This window comes from uncultured Rikenella sp. (assembly GCF_948810725.1).
In the GTDB taxonomy this organism is placed as follows: domain Bacteria; phylum Bacteroidota; class Bacteroidia; order Bacteroidales; family Rikenellaceae; genus Rikenella.
Map to the genome: position 1 here is coordinate 1 of NZ_CAQIVA010000082.1, position 4030 is coordinate 4030.

The 4030-nt window shown below is 55.9% G+C and carries 4 protein-coding genes; all 4 read left to right on the forward strand.

Annotated elements, in window-relative coordinates; all coding sequences use genetic code 11:
* Positions 1–264 precede the first annotated feature (264 nt).
* The 4 genes from thrS to rplT all read left to right on the forward strand — a co-directional run bounded on the left by thrS (position 265) and on the right by rplT (position 3606).
* Positions 265–2217, forward strand: coding sequence for a threonine--tRNA ligase (gene thrS, locus Q9S52_RS10520; protein WP_297623925.1), 1953 nt, complete (start codon positions 265–267; stop codon positions 2215–2217).
* Between the two features lie 62 nt (positions 2218–2279).
* On the forward strand, positions 2280–2852 hold the full coding sequence (gene infC / locus Q9S52_RS10525) for a translation initiation factor IF-3 (RefSeq protein ID WP_294591802.1): 573 nt from the start codon (positions 2280–2282) through the stop codon (positions 2850–2852).
* Positions 2853–2921: 69 nt separating this feature from the next.
* Complete coding sequence (gene rpmI / locus Q9S52_RS10530) at positions 2922–3116, forward strand: 50S ribosomal protein L35 (protein WP_294591688.1); 195 nt, start codon at positions 2922–2924, stop codon at positions 3114–3116.
* A gap of 145 nt (positions 3117–3261) precedes the next feature.
* Entirely contained in the window at positions 3262–3606 is a 345-nt protein-coding gene (gene rplT / locus Q9S52_RS10535) for a 50S ribosomal protein L20 (RefSeq protein ID WP_294591686.1), read from the forward strand.
* The last annotated feature ends 424 nt before the right edge of the window (positions 3607–4030 follow it).

The following is a 4030-nucleotide window of genomic DNA, read 5'->3' on the forward strand; positions in this document are numbered from 1 at the left end:
CGCAACCGGCACTACCCCCTCAAAGTAGCGTGTCTACCAATTTCACCACCTGGGCGAGAGGCCGCACCCTCCGCAAACCGCAGAGAAGTACGAAAGCGGGACAAAGGTAACGCTTTTTTTGATTCGTGCAACCCCTCGGATGAAAAAACCGTTCGGAAGTTCGCTTTTCCGCCCCTCCGTGTACCGAAACAGAGAAAAATGGCTAACTTTGTCAATCCGTCCGCGCCGAGCCGGAGCGGACGGCGTTTTACACACCGAGCAAGTATGATCGACATTACATTCCCCGACGGCAGCAGCCGTCAGTTCGCAGCAGGCGTCACGCCGCTTCAGATCGCCGAATCGATTAGTCCGAGACTGGCGCAGGAGACCTTTGCCGCGACCGTGGACGGACAGAGCTGGGATATTCAGAAACCGATCGAAAACAGCGCCTCCGTCCGGTTCCACAAATGGGACGAACCGGAGGCGAAGCATGCTTTCTGGCACTCCTCGTCGCACCTGTTGGCCGCGGCGCTCGAGCAGCTGTATCCCGGCATCAAGTTCGGGATCGGGCCGGCCATCGATAACGGATTCTATTACGACGTCGACTCGCCGACGCCGATTACCGAAGGCGACTTGGCGAAGATCGAACAGAAGATGCTCGAAATCGCCAGAGAGAAACAGCCGTTCGTGCGGCGCGAAGTCTCCAAGGCGGAAGCGATGGAGACCTATACGAAGAAGGGCGACGAGTACAAGTGCGAGCTCATCGGCGACTTGACCGACGGGACGATTACCTTCTACAGCAACGGCGCGTACACCGACCTTTGTCGGGGGCCGCACCTGGCGGATACCGCTCCGATCAAGGCCGTGAAATTGACCGCCGTGGCGGGGGCTTACTGGCGCGGGGATGAAAAGCGGAAGATGCTCACCCGGATTTACGGCATTACCTTCCCGAAGAAATCGATGCTCGACGAATATCTGGCGCTGGTCGAGGAGGCGAAGAAACGCGACCACCGGAAGCTGGGGAAAGAGCTGGAACTCTTCACCTTCAGTCCGCGGGTGGGGCAGGGCTTGCCCCTGTGGCTGCCCAAGGGGGCGGCGCTCAGAGAGCGGCTGGAGAATTTTCTCAAAGGGGTGCAGAAACAGTACGGGTATGAACAGGTCATTACCCCGCATATCGGGATGAAGGACTTGTATGTCACCTCGGGACACTATGCCAAGTATGGGAAGGATTCTTTTCAGCCTATTCATACGCCGGACGAGAACGAGGAATTTTTGCTCAAACCGATGAACTGTCCGCACCACTGCGAAATTTATCGGTCGAAACCGCGTTCTTATAAGGACTTGCCCGTTCGGCTGGCGGAGTTCGGGACAGTGTACCGGTACGAGATGAGCGGGGAGCTACACGGGCTGACCCGTGTGCGCGGGTTTACGCAGGACGACGCCCACCTCTTCTGTCGGCCCGACCAGCTCAAAGACGAGTTCAAGAAGGTGATCGACATCGTGCTGTATATCTTCAAGACCTTGGACTTCAAGGAATTTACGGCACAGGTTTCGTTGCGCGATCCGGATAACAAGGAGAAATACATCGGGACGGACGAGAACTGGCACAAGGCCGAGACCGCGATTATCGAAGCGGCGGCGGAAAAGGGGCTGGAGACCATTGTGGAGACCGGCGAAGCGGCTTTCTACGGGCCCAAGCTCGACTTTATGGTCAAAGACGCCTTGGGGCGGAAGTGGCAGCTCGGGACGATCCAGGTGGACTACAACCTGCCGGAGCGTTTCGACCTGACCTACAAAGGATCGGACGACAAGGAACACCGGCCGATCATGATCCACCGCGCCCCGTTCGGATCGATGGAACGGTTCGTCGCCGTGTTGTTGGAACATACCGGCGGGAAATTCCCGCTGTGGCTGACCCCGGAGCAGGCCGTCGTACTGCCCATCAGCGAAAAGTACAACGACTACGCGAAAAAAGTTGCTAAATTGCTGAATAATTGCGATATTCGCACCCGCGTCGACGACCGCGACGAAAAAATCGGCCGCAAAATCCGGGATAACGAGTTGGCCAAAGTACCCATTCTGCTCATCGTGGGCGACAACGAACAGCGGGACGAGACCGTCACCGTCCGGATGCAGGGCGAGGGTAAGGATCGCGGAGCGATGACTCTGGCCGCCTTCACCAAGATGGTGGCCGACCTCGTTGCCGAAGAGATTCGGCCTATTGCCGATAACATGTAACGTGCGGCACGCTTTTTGCGACCGCCACACCCTGGACTAAATATACTAAGGAGGACAAAACTATAGCACTACCACCGCGCCCAAGACCGTCGCGCCCGCCCTTTCGCGGACGCGTACAGAAAGAGAATCCCCACCGGATCAACCGGGAAATTACCGCTCCGCAGGTGCGGTTAGTCGGGGAAAATATCGCCCGGCAGGATGTTTACTCGTTGCAGGAGGCGTTGCGCATGGCACAGGAACAGGAACTCGACCTGGTGGAAATCTCGCCGAAGGCCGAGCCGCCGGTGTGTCGCATCATCGACTACCAGAAATTCCTGTACCAACAGAAGAAAAAGGCCAAAGAGATTAAAGCCAAGGCCGTTAAGGTCGTTGTCAAAGAGATCCGGTTCGGGCCTCAGACCGACGACCACGACTATAACTTCAAACTCAAACACGCCGAAAACTTCCTGAAAGAGGGGGCGAAAGTCAAGGCCTACGTCTTCTTCCGCGGACGCCAGATCGTCTTCAAAGATCAGGGGGAAATTCTCCTGCTGCGGTTTGTCCAGGACCTCGAAGAGTGGGCCAAAGTCGAACAGATGCCCAAACTCGAAGGGAAACGGATGAGCATTATGCTCGCGCCGAAGGCGAAAAAGTAATCCCGATGTTTTCTGGGGATTCATTGTGTTGGAAACACACTATTTTAACCATCTAAATAAATTTCGACCATGCCGAAAATGAAAACCGTTGCCGCCGCCAAGAAGCGCTTCACGCTCACCGGCACCGGCAAAGTGAAGAGGAAACACGCTTTCAAAAGCCACATCCTCACCAAAAAAACGACCAAACAGAAACGCAACCTCACCCACACCGGGACGATGAGCGCTACCGACACGCCGGCTGTCAAGCTGATGCTCGTGAAGTAGATTCTGTTCGACGGCCTCCGTCCGGGGCCATAAAAACCGGGCGATACTTTATTTTAACCCAGATCGCGTCCGGCGGAACCCACGCAGGTTCCCCCAAGCGTCGCCCGAACGGGTCGACCGCCGGCCGATCGAAAATCGCATCATTATGCCAAGAAGTGTCAACGCGGTAGCCAGTCGCGCTCGCCGCAAAAAGGTTCTTAAGCTCGCCAAAGGGAACTTCGGTTCTCGTTCGAATGTCTGGACCGTCGCAAAAAACACGGTAGAAAAAGGTTTGACCTACGCCTACCGTGACCGCAAAAACAAAAAACGGAATTTCCGTGGCCTTTGGATTCAGCGTATCAACGCAGCCGTGCGGGCTAACGGGATGACCTATTCCGAATTCATGGGTAAAGTGAACGCCAAAGGGATCGCCTTGAACCGTAAGGTTTTGGCCGACCTGGCGATGAACCACCCGACGGCATTCGCCGAAATCGTCAAGACGGTTAAGTAATAAACGCCCGTCGTCTATTTTATCGATAGTGTGTCACCCGATCGGGGAGCACCGTTTTGTGGCCGCATTTGCGGGACACAGCGGTCTGCTCCCCGATCTTTTTTGTGGGGCAGGAAGATGAGGCGGGGCAGTTGTGGGATCTCGGTAGTAGCGTGTAGTTTGGGGCCGAGGCTGCCATAGCGAAACGTAATTTTGCCCGTCCACGGGACGTGGGGCCCGCGTGGACAAAGATTTGGGTCGCCGGCAGTTTGAGGATGCGTCAGCATCCGTCTAAAGTTTCTTTGGTTCTTTCTGTTCACAGAAAGAACAGTCCCCTCAAACTAATCGCGCGCGATCGCTGAAGTAGGAAATCATTCAAACGCGTGTTTTGCGTTTGAATAAGATTTCCGCCAGCGCGCGGACAGAGAACGGAGGTAGAGGCTGG